Annotated in this window: 15 protein-coding genes; 5 read left to right on the top strand and 10 right to left on the bottom strand. The window is 40.8% G+C overall.

Going from position 1 to position 13,607, the window contains the following annotated elements; genetic code table 11:
- The first annotated feature begins 46 nt into the window (after nt 1-46).
- The 3 genes from J3455_RS08175 (at nt 47) to J3455_RS08165 (ending at nt 3,330) form a co-directional block, all read left to right on the top strand.
- The gene (locus J3455_RS08175) at nt 47-1,573 is read left to right on the top strand and encodes a response regulator (RefSeq protein WP_239977584.1); all 1,527 of its coding nucleotides are present in this window, start codon (nt 47-49) and stop codon (nt 1,571-1,573) included.
- Nucleotides 1,574-1,692: 119 nt separating this feature from the next.
- On the top strand, nt 1,693-2,580 hold the full coding sequence (locus tag J3455_RS08170; RefSeq protein WP_130050638.1) for a LysR family transcriptional regulator: 888 nt from the start codon (nt 1,693-1,695) through the stop codon (nt 2,578-2,580).
- Between the two features lie 129 nt (nt 2,581-2,709).
- Nucleotides 2,710-3,330 carry a 2OG-Fe(II) oxygenase gene (locus J3455_RS08165; protein WP_130050637.1) on the top strand — a complete coding sequence of 207 codons (621 nt, stop codon included), beginning with the start codon at nt 2,710-2,712 and terminating at the stop codon, nt 3,328-3,330.
- Here J3455_RS08165 and ubiA read toward each other — a convergent pair whose 3' ends face one another.
- Nucleotides 3,331-4,209 (bottom strand): 4-hydroxybenzoate octaprenyltransferase, encoded by an 879-nt coding sequence (gene ubiA / locus J3455_RS08160; RefSeq protein WP_130050636.1) that lies wholly within the window; start codon nt 4,207-4,209, stop codon nt 3,331-3,333. It lies immediately after the preceding gene.
- Complete coding sequence (locus J3455_RS08155; protein WP_130050635.1) at nt 4,206-4,751, bottom strand: chorismate--pyruvate lyase family protein; 546 nt, start codon at nt 4,749-4,751, stop codon at nt 4,206-4,208. Before J3455_RS08155 ends, ubiA begins: the two co-directional genes overlap by 4 nt.
- A gap of 201 nt (nt 4,752-4,952) precedes the next feature.
- Here J3455_RS08155 and J3455_RS08150 point away from each other — a divergent pair, with 201 nt between their 5' ends.
- Nucleotides 4,953-5,324: a flagellar basal body-associated protein FliL gene (locus J3455_RS08150; protein ID WP_372799653.1), complete on the top strand. Its 372-nt coding sequence runs from the start codon at nt 4,953-4,955 to the stop codon at nt 5,322-5,324.
- A gap of 192 nt (nt 5,325-5,516) precedes the next feature.
- On the opposite strand, the gene glpG is transcribed toward J3455_RS08150, so the two are convergent.
- The 6 genes from glpG to J3455_RS08120 form a co-directional block, all read right to left on the bottom strand.
- On the bottom strand, nt 5,517-6,332 hold the full coding sequence (gene glpG / locus J3455_RS08145) for a rhomboid family intramembrane serine protease GlpG (protein ID WP_349561503.1): 816 nt from the start codon (nt 6,330-6,332) through the stop codon (nt 5,517-5,519).
- Nucleotides 6,329-6,646, bottom strand: a complete 318-nt coding sequence (gene glpE, locus J3455_RS08140; protein ID WP_130050632.1) for a thiosulfate sulfurtransferase GlpE — start codon at nt 6,644-6,646, stop codon at nt 6,329-6,331. The genes glpG and glpE overlap by 4 nt, the downstream gene beginning before the upstream one ends.
- Before the next feature lie 54 nt (nt 6,647-6,700).
- Entirely contained in the window at nt 6,701-7,726 is a 1,026-nt protein-coding gene (gene tdh / locus J3455_RS08135) for an L-threonine 3-dehydrogenase (protein WP_130050631.1), read from the bottom strand.
- Between the two features lie 55 nt (nt 7,727-7,781).
- A complete protein-coding gene (locus tag J3455_RS08130) occupies nt 7,782-8,978 on the bottom strand; it encodes a glycine C-acetyltransferase (protein WP_054560964.1) in 1,197 nt (398 codons plus the stop codon).
- Between the two features lie 149 nt (nt 8,979-9,127).
- Entirely contained in the window at nt 9,128-9,679 is a 552-nt protein-coding gene (gene gmhB / locus J3455_RS08125) for a D-glycero-beta-D-manno-heptose 1,7-bisphosphate 7-phosphatase (protein WP_130050630.1), read from the bottom strand.
- Nucleotides 9,679-10,737 (bottom strand): glycosyltransferase family 9 protein, encoded by a 1,059-nt coding sequence (locus J3455_RS08120; RefSeq protein ID WP_250661195.1) that lies wholly within the window; start codon nt 10,735-10,737, stop codon nt 9,679-9,681. The genes gmhB and J3455_RS08120 overlap by 1 nt, the downstream gene beginning before the upstream one ends.
- 124 nt (nt 10,738-10,861) lie before the next feature.
- On the opposite strand from J3455_RS08120, the gene J3455_RS08115 reads away from it, so the two are divergent.
- Nucleotides 10,862-11,584 (top strand): 3-deoxy-D-manno-octulosonic acid kinase, encoded by a 723-nt coding sequence (locus J3455_RS08115; protein WP_178927387.1) that lies wholly within the window; start codon nt 10,862-10,864, stop codon nt 11,582-11,584.
- Here J3455_RS08115 and hldE read toward each other — a convergent pair.
- Both hldE and J3455_RS08105 read right to left on the bottom strand, forming a co-directional pair.
- On the bottom strand, nt 11,574-13,013 hold the full coding sequence (gene hldE / locus J3455_RS08110) for a bifunctional D-glycero-beta-D-manno-heptose-7-phosphate kinase/D-glycero-beta-D-manno-heptose 1-phosphate adenylyltransferase HldE (RefSeq protein ID WP_130050627.1): 1,440 nt from the start codon (nt 13,011-13,013) through the stop codon (nt 11,574-11,576). The genes J3455_RS08115 and hldE overlap by 11 nt on opposite strands.
- Nucleotides 13,013-13,603 carry a D-sedoheptulose-7-phosphate isomerase gene (locus J3455_RS08105; RefSeq protein WP_054560969.1) on the bottom strand — a complete coding sequence of 197 codons (591 nt, stop codon included), beginning with the start codon at nt 13,601-13,603 and terminating at the stop codon, nt 13,013-13,015. Before J3455_RS08105 ends, hldE begins: the two co-directional genes overlap by 1 nt.
- Between the last annotated feature and the right edge of the window lie 4 nt (nt 13,604-13,607).

The following is a 13,607-nucleotide window of genomic DNA, read 5'->3' as shown; positions in this document are numbered from 1 at the left end:
TGCCTCTATACTTATTGTATGAGATACAACAATAAGTGGTGTTTTTGTGGATGATTTCTTATTTTCTGAAGAACAGTTAGAAGAAAATAATATAGAAACTGAAGAACCTGAATACTGGCATATTCTTGTTGTTGATGATGAAGAAGATATTCACCAAGTTACGAAACTAGTATTAGCTGGGTTCACTTTTGAAAATAAAGGTCTGCGCTTTTATGACGCCTATTCTGCGGCCGAAGCAAAAGAGTTTTTAAAAAAAGATATTCCCTTTTCTGTTGCCCTAGTTGATGTGGTAATGGAAACCAACCATGCTGGTCTTGAGCTTATTCAATTCATTCGCGATGAAATAGAAAACCACGATATTCGTTTAATACTGCGCACAGGCCAGCCCGGTGAAGCCCCTGAAGAAGCCATTATCCGCGATTACGACATCAACGATTACAAAAATAAAACAGAGCTTACCGCGATTAAAATTAAAACCCTGCTCTACTCAGCCTTAAGGGCACATCGTGATATTCAAATTATTGACCGCCATAAGCATGGTCTTGAACAAATAATTAATGCTTCAGCAAATTTTTTAAAATGTGACAGTGTTCATGAGTTCGCCTCAACAATTTTAAGCCATGTCACTAACGTGATGGGAATTAATGATGCGCAAATCTATTGTGCTGCGGCTGTTAACTTACAATCGTCTCCAGCAAAAGATTTCCAGCTTCTTGCTGCCTCAGGCGTAGGTCCTACACCACAGCAAAATACCATTCCAGATGAGGTAAAAAACTTATTTATAGATGCACATGAGCGTAAGTCATCACTAAAAACAAGCAATGATTACATTGGTTACTTTCCTACCAAAGCTGGCCTAGAAACCATGCTTTATGTACATAAAGGTAGTAAGTTGCAAGCAACAGAGCATCAACTGTTAGAGTTTTATGCCAATAATATCGCGCTTGCTTACGATAATTTAAAACTCAGAGAAATGGTAAAAGAATCACAAAAAGAATTGTCGTACATTCTCGGTGAGGCTGTAGAAAAACGCTCTAAAGAAACTGGTTCCCACGTTAAACGTGTTGCTTTATATAGTGAACTGCTTGCTCAGCTTTCAGAACTAAACCCATTTCAATGCGAAATCATTAAACTTGCCTCACCTTTACATGACATAGGTAAGATCAGCATTCCCGATAACATTTTAAACAAGCCTGGTAAACTCACTGATGATGAGTGGGAAGTAATGAAAACCCATGCAGAAATCGGCTACGAAATATTAAAAAATTCAAGTAACGAGATATTGACATGTGGTGCTTTAATTTCCTACCAGCATCATGAAAAGTGGGATGGTTCAGGATATCCGCAAGGTTTAATAGCAGACGATATCAATATAGTTGGCCGTATCACCGCCCTAGCAGATGTATTTGACGCGCTTTGCAGCGACCGTTGTTATAAGAAAGCATGGCCATTGGATGAGGCTTTAACGCTTATAAAAGATCAACGCGGGAAACATTTTGATCCAATTCTTGTCGACTTATTACTTGAAAATTTACCACTTTTCTTAGAGATTAAAGATCGTTACCCTGATTAGATGTAACTTTTCTGTAAAACACTTCCCAAAAAAGGTACAATAATTTACTATGCCTTCCGTGAAGTATAATAATACCGCCTATATGTAAAAAGGCTTACTTATAACAAGGGACTATTAAAGTGAGATTTGAACAACTTGAACAATTTGTGGCACTAGGCGTGCTGAGGCATTTTCGCCAAGCTGCAGAAAAAACCCAAATCAGCACTTCAGCGTTAACTCGCAGTATTCAGACGCTTGAAGATGAAATTGGCTATGAGCTAGTTACCCGCTCTACACGCTCAGTTAAGCTAACCAAAGAAGGTGAACTTTTCCTTGAGTACGCTAAACAAACCCTCGACAACCTTGAAGAGACCAAAAAACGTTTATTCGAATCTTTAAACGGTTGCACTAACGAAAAATTAGTTATCGGTTATACCAATAAAGCTAGCACGGTTGTTCCTGTTTCTTGCGGCCAATTTTTAGCGCAGTATCCACATGTAAAAATCGAGATGCAGTTACAAGAACAAAGCGAGCTTGTACGTAAACTGCAGTTAGGTGAAATTGATATCAGCGTATGCTCGCAAGCAATGAACAGCATTGGCAGCGATATTCATTTACCCGATCAACTCATTATTTTTGTGGCTAAGAACCACCCACTTGCCAATAAAAGCGATATCAGTAAACGCGACTTTGCTGACTACCCAATGTACAGCTGCTTTTCTCAATCAAAACAGGTTCAATCTATGCTGAATGATGCAATTGAATCTTTTGATAAAACATCAAGTATAAAAGTAGGTAGCATTGAGCAAGTAATGGATGGCCTTAAAAAGTCAAACCACATCGCAATAGCCAGTATTGAACACACAAGTATTGTCTCTTCAGACCCAGATTTACTGTTATTGAAAACCAATAAAGGTATCGCACACGAGCAGCTTGTGATCCAAACTAACCAACAAATCAATGAAAATTCTCATGTTAGTCATTTACTTGACCTCATTGAAAAAACGGCGTTAGCAAGCCAAAGCTAAAAGCTATTTTATATGCTGTTAGCCTGTAATGAATCAGGCTAGCCCCCCCCTTTTTTTTATTGCATAAAAAGCGTGCATCGCACATTTTTTCATATACACTTACTCACCTTTTTTTGATTGTGCATATGAATGACCGCACCACTAATTTCCGACTCTTATTTAGATGCCATCGAACAGGCTGGCTATGCTGTTGTTGAAAACGCCATTGATGAAAACCTAATCGCTGATTTAATTGCTGATTGCTATCGAATTAACCCACATTTTCATACTGCTGGTATTGGCCGTTTAACCGACCAACAAATAGATAAAACCGTGCGAAAAGATAAAACTTTTTGGTTCGATAGTTCAAGCCAAGCACAAATTACTTATCTGGCGACCATGGAAGCGATAAAAACACAGTTAAACCGTAGCTTTTATTTAGGGTTATTCGACTATGAATGCCACTATGCAAAGTATCAGCAAGGTGACTTTTATAAAAAGCATTTTGATGCCTTCAAAGGCCGTTCGAATCGAATTTTCACAACGGTTTGTTACTTGAACACGCCAGAATCAGGTGGTGAATTGGTAATTTACAAGCCAAAAAGTAAAGACATTGAAATTGTCATAAAGCCTCAAGCTGGTTTGCTGGTTATGTTTGAAAGTGAGCGCTTTATGCATGAAGTATTACCGGCACACGATGTTCGCTATTCCATTGCTGGTTGGTTCAGGAAAAATGCCTCAATCAGCGGTATTATCGACCCACCAAGGTAATTAAAATGGCAGTGGCAAGGATGCTGCTAAACCAATAAAAACCACCAACCCCACATAGTGGTTATTCAAAAATGCTTTAAAGCAAGGGTCTCTCTCTCGATTATGAATAAGCGTTTGTTGATAGAGTAAAAAACCAATCGCTGCAATTAACCCTAGCCAATAAGGCAAAGCAAGGTTGTTACTCTTACCAATGTAAGCAAGAATCATAATAAACAAAACATTGAGTAAAAAGATGATATGTCTGTCATAGCTGGCAAACAATATTGCCGTTGATTTAACACCAATTTTTAAATCATCATCTCTATCAACCATGGCATACATGGTGTCATAAGCCACAGTCCATACAAGATTAGCTGTAAATAATAACCAAGCTTCTAATGGTACAGAGCCAATTGATGCCATATAGGCCATTGGAATAGCCCAGCTGAATGCAGCACCAAGCACAACTTGCGGTAATTGGGTGTAACGCTTCATAAATGGATAACAAAACGCCAGAGCTAAAGCACCAAACGACAGTAAAATGGTTGGCAATCCGAGTGTTAACACTAAACCAAACGCTACCACGATAAGCAATACAAACAAGCTCAAAGCTTCACCACTTGATACCAAACCTGCTGCCAGCGGTCGCTGGGCTGTGCGCTTAACTGAGCCATCTATTTTACGATCGGCAAAGTCATTAATTACACAGCCGGCACTGCGCATCACAAAGACACCCAAACTAAATACCACAAAATTTAATAAGCTCGGCGTGCCAAGCTCAGCAAGCCACAGCGCCCAATAAGTTGGCCACAACAATAGTAAAGTGCCAATTGGCTTATCGGTACGCATTAACTGTTTATAGTAAGGTATATGTGCGACCTTAAGTGCAGCTAGCTTCATAGGTAAATATACGCTCCAGGTAAGAATACTTCAGCCACGAGAAAATGAGCATTAGATAAGCTAAATACACTGCGTCTTCCCCACAATGGTTGTGAAGAGTAGCCGATTTCAGCTGTTAAAGCTTGAATAGCGTGCTGCTGTGAAAACTCAGCAACTTCGATTTCAGTTCGCGATAAGCTTGGGTCTTGAAAAATAACATCGCCAAGCGGTCTTGTTCCCATACTTAGCAACTGTTGCTTTTTTAATGTATCATCCGCTGGCAACCAGCTTTGAGCATAAACCATTGGTTTACCATCACACAGAAGTAAAACTTCACGGTTTAATGCCTGACTTAAAGAAGTATTTAATAACGCTTGTTGCTCGCAGGTTAAGTCAAAAGGTGCTTCGTTTAAAACTTCAACTGAAAAAGCCTGACAATGACTTTTAAGCTTAGCCGTTAATGACCCGGCTTCAAGCAGCCAACCTTGCTGTTGTTGCGTCAAATCTGGAAATGCTGAAGCAGGCTGCCAATTTGCAGCTAGTGAAACTGGGAATGTGATCACAACGACTCATTATTTAAAAAAAACATGCAAATGATATCATCGCTGCACGTTTCGAAAAAGTCATGATTTAATCTCAAGCAAGGTTAAAAAACACAGAACAGCCTGTATCTTAGGTGAATTTGGGTATAGACTAAAAGTCATTGAAAGGGTGGAATATTCTTAACTATGAAAAAGTCATTGTTATCAATTTACTTGATAAGCATGCTGCTTGTTAGTGCAATAACAAGTTGCTCTGTGCGGGCTGAATCAAATGTTGGCTACTTTGGTTTTGAGCCTGACATCATCACCAACTACATAGGCCAAGGTAATAAAAAGCTTGGATATGTACGTATTACGGTGGATCTGATGCTTAATGATATGTCAGATATTGCTGTGGTAGAACACCACACTCCGCTATTGCGTGATGCGATTGTTGAAATACTCTCTAAAGAGCCAGAAGAAAATATTAAATCGCTTACCGGCCGCGAAGAAATCAGAAAGCGCTGTACCGAGAAGCTAAAATCACTACTAAAACAAGAAACAGGACAAGAGATTGTCCGAGAAGTGTTATTTACTAAGTATTTATATCATTAATTGTAAAATGGCGGCATTAGCCGCCATTTTTATACCAATCCGCTTAATTAAGTAGTCTATTTTGAGGCAATAAAACTTCGTTGATAACAAGGCAAAAATTTCGTTATTTAGTTGTTCTAAATGAGAAATTTTTAACGCAGTTAGCGACAGGTTTAATCCCTCAAAATGATTAAGTATTATTGCGGGTTGGTATTATTTACGCGATAGCAGCTTGTCAGACACGGCGTAAGCCATTCCAGCTAATAACCCCGCCAAATGTGCCCAATTAGCCATACTCACGGGCAACAATTCAACAAAGCCTAAAATAAGCCAAACCAGCATAAAACCGACGATGCTATTACTTACTAATGACGGCTCTGATGGCCTCATTACGCTGTAAATCCAACAAAAACCCAGTAAGCCATAAACAACGCCACTTAAACCACCAAAGTTCGGCCCTACAACTAAAAACTGTGCCCAGTTACTAATGAATGCAGTAACTAAAAATAAACCAACTAAAGTTAACTTACCGCTACGTTTTTCTATATCGTTACCCAGTGTCATCCACCAGATCAAATTAAAAATAAGATGGATAGCGCTAAAATGCACAATTGCAGGTGTAAACCAAGTTAGAGGCTGTGCAGGATTAAACTGCAACATACTATAAATAGTTTCAAAACCACCTAATAAGAAGGCTACAAATATAACAATCGACACTAATGTAACAGTACGATTTAGCCAACTTAATGCTTTAAAGCGAGCTTTTAAGTTAAGTGATTGACCTTGATATAATAGTGGCGATTGAGTGCTTCCTACCTGCCATGAAGCTTGCTGGTATTTTTCGTCATGTGGATTAGCAGCAAAATCCTGCCAAAGTGGTTGAGCTTGATGAAAGTGCTCTGGGGCAATACAAATAATCACGGTTTGTCCATCTTGTGAGCGCAACTCGCCATGTAACCCCTTACTTTTGATGTAATCTATAAAGCCTTGTGCGGCGCGAGGATTATTTATGCTGCCCAACTCAATCATCGTTCAATATGCTCCGGAAGTTGCGTCTGCCAAGCAGTAAAACCACCATCCATACTGTAAACGTCTTCAAACCCCTGCTCTACTAAGTAGCTCGCAGCACCTTGAGAGCTCACACCATGATAACAAACGATGATAATTGGCTGATCAAACTCTTTATGCATCATAAAATCACTGATGTTGGCATTTGATAAATGCTCAGCGCCTGGAATATGCCCAGTTTGAAATGAGTTAGGATCGCGAATATCAGCAATCACAACATCTTCTTTATCTAACAGGGCAAAAGTTTCGCTCACTGAAATATGTTTATACGACATAGTACTCTCTAAACTAAAAAGGCGGCCAAAGCCGCCTTATCAAACAACTTGGTATTAATCCCAGTTAAGGATCACTTTACCTGATTGGCCTGAAATCATTGTATCAAAGCCAGCTTGGAAGTCATCCACAGAGAACTGGTGAGTGATAATTGGCTTCAGATCAAGACCTGATTGGATTAAGCTCGCCATCTTGTACCAAGTTTCAAACATTTCACGGCCGTAAATACCTTTAATGATTAGACCTTTGAAAATAACTTGGTTCCAATCAACCGCCATATCTGAAGGTGGAATACCTAGCATAGCGATTTTACCACCGTGATTCATGTTGTTTAACATGCTGTTAAATGCAACTGGCACACCCGACATTTCAAGGCCAATATCAAAACCTTCTGTCATTCCTAGCTCTTTCATAACATCTTCAAGGTTATCAGTAGCCACGTTTACAGCACGGGTAGCACCCATTTTACGCGCTAAATCTAGGCGGTATTCATTTACATCAGTGATAACCACATGACGCGCACCAACATGTTTAGCAACAGCTGCAGCCATGATGCCAATTGGGCCTGCACCTGTGATTAATACGTCTTCACCCACTAAATCAAACGACAGCGCAGTGTGTACAGCATTACCGAATGGGTCAAAGATAGATGCTAACTCATCAGAAATGTTATCTGGAATTTTAAATGCGTTGAAAGCTGGGATCACAAGGTATTCAGCAAATGCGCCTTCGCGGTTAACACCCACACCAGTTGTGTTACGACATAAATGTACGCGTCCGGCACGACAGTTACGACAGTGACCACATGTGATATGTCCTTCACCAGAAACACGGTCACCTACTTGGAAACCACGTACCTCCTGGCCCATATCAACCACTTCACCTACATATTCGTGGCCAACAACCATTGGCGTAGGAATTGTATTTTGTGCCCACTCATCCCATTTATAAATATGGACATCAGTTCCACAAATTGCTGTTTTGCGGATTTTAATAAGCAGATCGTTATGGCCAACTTCAGGCTTTGGCGCATCAGTCATCCAGATCCCTGGTTCTGCTTTTAATTTAGATAATGCTTTCATGATTCACACTCAATTAAACAAAACCGAAGCAATAGCTTCGGTTTAAGAAATAAAATTAGATAACACCCATTTCTTTACCAATACGGGTAAAGGCAGCAATAGCGGTATCTAATTGCTCTTTTGTATGCGCCGCAGAAATTTGCGTACGGATACGTGCTTGGCCTTTAGGTACTACAGGGAATGAGAAACCTGTTACGTAAATACCTTCAGCAAGTAATTTGTCAGCCATGGCTGAGGCAACTTTAGCATCGCCTAACATAACAGGGATAATGGCATGGTCTTTACCTGCACAAGTAAATCCAGCTGCTTCCATTTGTTCGCGGAAATATTTTGCGTTATCCCATAGTTTTGCGCGTAACTCGCCACCATTGCTAAGCATTTCAAGTACTTTAATTGATGCTGTAACAATTGATGGTGCAAGTGAGTTTGAGAAAAGATAAGGACGAGAACGTTGACGTAACCACTCTACAATCTCTTTTTTACCTGATGTGTAACCGCCCGATGCGCCACCAAGTGCTTTACCGAGCGTACCTGTAATGATATCAACGCGATCTAGTACACCACAGTACTCAGGCGTACCTTTACCATTTTCACCAACAAAACCAACAGCGTGTGAGTCATCAACCATTACTAATGCATCATATTTATCTGCAAGGTCACAAACCGCTTCAAGATTACAAATAACACCGTCCATTGAGAAAACGCCATCAGTTGCGATTAGTTTTGTTTTAGCACCCGCTTCATCAGCAGCAATAAGTTGCTTTTCAAGGTCGCTCATGTCGTTATTTGCGTAGCGGAAACGTTTTGCTTTACAAAGGCGCACACCATCAATAATCGAAGCATGGTTTAGAGCGTCAGAGATAATTGCATCATCTGGGCCTAAGATTGTTTCGAATAAACCCGCGTTTGCATCAAAACATGATGAGTAAAGAATAGTATCTTCTGTTTCTAAGAACTCAGAGATCTTTTGCTCTAAGGTTTTATGAATATCTTGAGTACCACAAATAAAGCGTACAGAAGCAACACCAAAACCGTGGTCGTCAAGGCCTTGTTGAGCTGCTTTAATTAACTCTGGGCTATTTGCTAAGCCAAGGTAGTTATTAGCACAAAAGTTAATGACCTTATCACCAGAAGCAACCTCAATTTGAGCCTGTTGCTGTGACGTGATAACACGCTCGCTTTTGTATAAGCCTTCAGCTTTCACTTCATCAATTTGCTGCTGCAACTGATTAAAAAACGCAGATGCTCTCATCTGTAATCTCCACATATTCTTGTACCTAACCAGGAATGATTAGCATGACTTTAAATTTTGCGCCTATTGTAAAAGCTTAGGCGAACAATTGCACTGTTTGCAGTTCGTCGCACACCTTGAGGCGTGCGAAATAAAACTGGTCTTACCTGCTAAGATTGTAAAATCAAAGTAGGTAAATCAGCTAAAGACTCACAGACAATATCGGCATGTTGCTCTGTTGATTCTGCATAACTTTGCCCTGAACGAACTAAAACACGCGTAGCGATATTGGCTCTCTCAGCGGCAATAAGGTCGCCAAGCTTATCACCCACCATTATACTTTGTGATGGGTCGATTTGATGTTCTTTGATAGCTTGTAAAAGCATACCCGGAGCAGGCTTTCGACAGTTACATTCTTGCAAATAGGCAGGTTCCGCTTTCGTTGGGTGATGCGGGCAAAAATACACATCAAGAATAGCAACGCCATGACGTAAAAATTCACCTTTCATCCACTCAGTGAGCTTAGAAAAATCTTGTTCTGAATAATAACCGCGACCAATACCCGACTGGTTAGTAACTATCACAATTTTATAACCCGCATCCGCAAAGGCTTTGCACGCCTCAAATACACCGGGTACAAATTCAAATTCTTGTGGTTTGTATACATAACCATGATCAATATTGACCACACCATCTCGGTCTAAAAATAAAACGTTGCTCATTACAGTTGCTCTTTGTGTATCACGTAGTCAAACATCGAAATTACCTTTTCGACACTTATTTGCGCCATTAAATCAGCCCCTTTAACGCGTACTCCCCAAGGTAGCTCTTGCGCCGTTTTGCCAGTTTGTTCAAGTAAATTTTGGTGATAAACCTCAACAACATAATCTTGATACAAATAAGGTCCTGTGCGTTTTGGGTTTGAATGGGCATACAAACCTATAACAGGTGTTCCTACCGTTACAGCCATATGCGCAGGCCCAGTATCAGGAGCTAACACTAACGCCGAACGTTTCAAAACACATAGCAGTTCTTTTAGTTGGGTTTTCCCTACTAAGTTAAGCACAGGAGCAGAACTATGTGCGATAATTTGATCTGCTAGTTCGTTCTCTAAAGGCGTTGGACCGCCGGTGATAACCACCGAAAAGCCTTGTTGATAAGCATGTTCAGCAAGTGCAGCATAACGTTCGGGTAACCAGTTACGCTCTTTTTTACTTGCCGCAGGTGAGATAACAAAAATACGCCCGGTTAAACGCTCTTCACCTAATAGCGCATCGGCTGCTTGTTGGTGCTGCTCGGTAATTGGCATTTGCCATTGAGGTTTGTAATCAGGCGTACCAATAGCTTGAGCAAAGCCTTTAAAGCCTTCTAATACATGAGCCTCTGATTGCGGGGCAATACGTTTATTAATAAACAAGCTATGTAACTCTTTTGAACGAGCCCAATCAAACCCCACTTTGACTTTTGCTGGAATACAACGGGCTGCTAAATTCGCTCTTAGTGCTACTTGCATATGTAATAGCACATCAAATTTACGACCTTTGAAAGTCTCTTTTAGTTGCTGATAAGCCTGTTTACCCTGCTTTTTATCGAATACAACAAACTCAACACCAGGTAAATCGGCCAATAACATAGCCTCAACTTTACCTATCACCCAGGTAATTTTTGCCTTCGGGTGTGCCTTTTGAATTGCTTGCACTGCTGATACGGCATGACATACATCACCAATAGCCGAAAGCCTTAAAATACAAATATCTGAATAGGAGGTTGATTGAGTCACGTGCGCCCTTAGCTACAGCAAATAATATGCGATCTTAAATTAACTTGATGCTAATGCAAGCACTTATGCGAAAAGCTAAAAATACGGTAAGATAGGGCTAATTTTATTTAATCTTGAAGTTGTTATGTTCGAAACTCAGCATCTACAAAACACCACACTTTTGTGTCACCCAGCCTATAAAGATGAGCTCACGCAACAGTGGTTTGATGCCAGTTATTGGCAACAACAAGAGAAAATAGTCGGAGCTAAAAAAGGCCGCGCAACAGCGTGGTTTTTTAAGCATCAACAGCTTACAGGTGTTCTGCGCCACTATTGGCGTGGTGGTTTAGTAGGTAAGTTGCTGAGCGACCAGTATTTATATTTTGGTTTAGAGCAAACCCGTGTCTATAAAGAATTCGCGCTGATGATGCGTTTGCGTGAGCTTGGTCTAAATGTGCCAAACCCTATTGCGGCAAAAATTACCACCAGTGGCTTTATCTATCGCGGCGATATCATCACCGAGGCGGTGACAGGGGCAAAAAGTGTGTTAGATATTTTAATCAGTCGCTCTCTCAGCCAACCTGAACTCAAAGCGATTGCTGTGACTCTCAGCGAGTTTCATAATCACGGGGTATATCACGCAGACTTAAACATCAATAACATCTTATTCGATGATACAGGAAAGGTGTTTATCATCGACTTTGACCGGGGCGAAATAAAACAGCCGCACGCCAGTTGGCAAAAAGAAAACATTAAACGCCTTGCCCGTTCATTTGCAAAAGAGCAAGGCCGTAACGAAGTGATGCATTGGCATCAAAGTGATTGGCAATCACTGCTGTGTGACTACCAAGCTTTGCTTAAGACTTAATTTTGCTAATAACGTTAGATGTTGAGCACCCATTAAGAAACTCAAGTACTTCGACTTTTCCGCCATGGCGTAGAACATGATCAGCACCTGCAATTTGATCTACGGTGTAATCGCCGCCTTTGACTAGCACATCAGGGCTAATTTGCTCGATTAGCTTTGCTGGTGTGTCATTTTCTTCAATGCTGCCAAACGGAATAACCCAATCAACTGATGCTAGCGCACTTAATACCATGGCACGTTCATCCAGTGGATTAATTGGTCTTTCTGGGCCTTTTAAGCGAGAGATTGATTCGTCATTATTTAAGCCAACAACAAGCCTATCACCACGCGCTTTAGCCTGAGCAAGGTAACGCACATGACCAGCGTGAAGAATATCAAAGCAACCATTAGTGAAAACTATTTTTTCACCATTTTGTTTTGCAAACTCAATGTGCTGAAGCACATCTTCAAATGGTGTTTGATAATGCTCACCGGTTTGCTGTAAATATTGACCAAGCTTACGACTCAACTCTTCTGGCGATACTGTTGCTGCGCCAAGCTTACTTACCGCAATACCTGCAGCAAGATTGGCAATTTCAACCGCATCTTTTGCTGCCATACCCGCACCAAGCATCACTGCAAGCGTCGCGATTACGGTATCACCAGCGCCGGTTACATCACTGACTTCAAGCTGCTGGGCCGCAAAGTCGAATTTATCTGTCTGACTGATTAACGACATACCATGCTCTGAACGAGTTAATAGCATAGCGGCAATACCCGCTTCACTAATTAGCTTACGAGCACTATCAGTTAAGCTTTGCTCAGAATCAGTTTTACCACCAGCAAGCTTAAACTCATTTAAGTTAGGGGTAATGTAATCAGCACCGCAATATAAGCTTAAGTCGGATGATTTAGGGTCGATAAGTACCGTTTTACCTGCTTTCTTTGCAACCTGAACCATTTGTTGAATTAAGCTAAGAGAGCCTTTGTTGTAATCAGAAAACAACACAAAATCGTAGTCATCTAACACCAGCTCTAAACGATTTAGTAACAATTGGCTGTGTTGCTCAGTGAAGGTCTCTTCAAGATCAAGACGTACAACTTGTTGATGACGGCTAATAACACGCATTTTGGAAATAGTTGGTAAATCGCAAACACTGACTAATTGCGAATCAATTTTTTCTGAACTTAAAATTGTTTCAAGAATTTGCCCGCTTTCGTCTTCACCAACTAAGCCTAACAAGCCCACTTTACCATCTAAACGTGCAATATTTTTTGCTACGTTGGCTGCGCCACCTGCTTTGTCTTCAAACTTACTGACTTTTACAACAGGTACTGGAGCTTCAGGCGAAATACGCCCTGAGTCGCCATGCCAGTATCTATCTAGCATGACATCACCAACGACTAAAATACGTGCCTTTGAAAGGTTTTTTAGTAACGCTAAATCCATTACTTTTGCTCCGCTACAACCATATCGATGGCTTCGCATAACCAATGACCGATGAACATATGCGCTTCTTGAATACGCGCTGTTTCATCATTTTTAATGATAATTGGTAACTTAGCGATGTCTTTTACCTTACCACCATCTCGGCCTGTTAATGCGACTGTAAAAGCGCCGATTTCATTTGCAGCTGCCAGGGCGAGGTTGATGTTAGGGCTAGTACCAGAGGTAGTTAAACCAATCACTAAATCTTCTGGCTTACATAACGCCTGCACTTGACGCTCAAATACAGTATCAAAATGATAGTCATTACTGTGAGCGGTTAAAATTGAGGTGTCCGTTGTCAATGCAATAGAAGCTAATGGACCTCGTTCCAATTTATAACGCACAACAAACTCAGCAGCTAAGTGCTGAGCATCTGCCGCGCTACCACCATTACCAAACCAAATCACCTTACCACCCGCTTGCAAAGCACTGTGGCATGCTTCAAGTAATTGCATCACTTCAGGGTGGTAGGTTTCCATCGTCTCAAACAACATTTGATGACGATTTAAACTTTCGAGGTAGCTTGCCGCTACTGAATCAAGATTTGACATAGAT

The organism is Pseudoalteromonas sp. NFXS39 (genome assembly GCF_040148775.1).
Lineage (GTDB): Bacteria > Pseudomonadota > Gammaproteobacteria > Enterobacterales > Alteromonadaceae > Pseudoalteromonas > Pseudoalteromonas apostichopi.
Note: the sequence above shows the minus strand (reverse complement) of the source record. Positions and strands in the feature narration are given on the sequence as shown.

Bases quoted from the DNA above. Each gene is read 5' to 3' on its own strand.
- J3455_RS08165 (WP_130050637.1), top strand. From the start codon at position 2,710: ATGACCGCACCACTAATTTCCGACTCTTATTTAGATGCCATCGAACAG.
- ubiA (WP_130050636.1), bottom strand. From the start codon at position 4,209: ATGAAGCTAGCTGCACTTAAGGTCGCACATATACCTTACTATAAACAG.
- J3455_RS08150 (WP_372799653.1), top strand. From the start codon at position 4,953: ATGCTGCTTGTTAGTGCAATAACAAGTTGCTCTGTGCGGGCTGAATCA.
- glpG (WP_349561503.1), bottom strand. From the start codon at position 6,332: ATGATTGAGTTGGGCAGCATAAATAATCCTCGCGCCGCACAAGGCTTT.
- glpE (WP_130050632.1), bottom strand. From the start codon at position 6,646: ATGTCGTATAAACATATTTCAGTGAGCGAAACTTTTGCCCTGTTAGAT.
- tdh (WP_130050631.1), bottom strand. From the start codon at position 7,726: ATGAAAGCATTATCTAAATTAAAAGCAGAACCAGGGATCTGGATGACT.
- J3455_RS08130 (WP_054560964.1), bottom strand. From the start codon at position 8,978: ATGAGAGCATCTGCGTTTTTTAATCAGTTGCAGCAGCAAATTGATGAA.
- gmhB (WP_130050630.1), bottom strand. From the start codon at position 9,679: ATGAGCAACGTTTTATTTTTAGACCGAGATGGTGTGGTCAATATTGAT.
- J3455_RS08115 (WP_178927387.1), top strand. From the start codon at position 10,862: ATGTTCGAAACTCAGCATCTACAAAACACCACACTTTTGTGTCACCCA.
- hldE (WP_130050627.1), bottom strand. From the start codon at position 13,013: ATGGATTTAGCGTTACTAAAAAACCTTTCAAAGGCACGTATTTTAGTC.
- J3455_RS08105 (WP_054560969.1), bottom strand. From the start codon at position 13,603: ATGTCAAATCTTGATTCAGTAGCGGCAAGCTACCTCGAAAGTTTAAAT.